Origin of the sequence: Terrisporobacter petrolearius, assembly GCF_020748185.1 — a bacterium.
GTDB classification, from domain to species: Bacteria; Bacillota; Clostridia; order Peptostreptococcales; family Peptostreptococcaceae; genus Terrisporobacter; species Terrisporobacter petrolearius.
Genome location: NZ_JAHZMO010000214.1, coordinates 1 through 315, shown reverse-complemented (window position 1 = coordinate 315; position 315 = coordinate 1). Strand labels below are relative to the sequence as shown.

At 34.9% G+C, this 315-nt stretch carries 1 protein-coding gene; it reads left to right on the top strand.

Translation table 11 applies throughout. From position 1 onward, the window contains the following. On the top strand, positions 1–315 hold a 315-nt coding region (locus K0040_RS20370), incomplete at both ends, for a Hint domain-containing protein (protein WP_228110477.1).

Genomic DNA, 315 nt, shown 5'->3' with positions numbered 1-315 from the left:
GAACTATAAATCCATTTAAGAAACTAAAAGTAGGTAAAGTTTTCAAAAGGGTTGCTAAAATAGTTAAAAAGCGTAAGAGCACAAAGGCTATAGCTAAGAGAGTTTATAGGGTCGCAAGGAAAACTAAAGTAGTTACAAAAAGGTCTTACAGAAAAGCAAGAAGAAAGGCTACGAGAACATATCGTAGAGTTAGATGTAAGATAACTAAAAAAGGTTGTTTTACAGCAGGAACGTTAATTTCAACAAAAGATGGGGATGTTCCAATAGAAGATATTGAAGAAGGCGACCTGGTATGGGCACAAGATTCAGAAACAG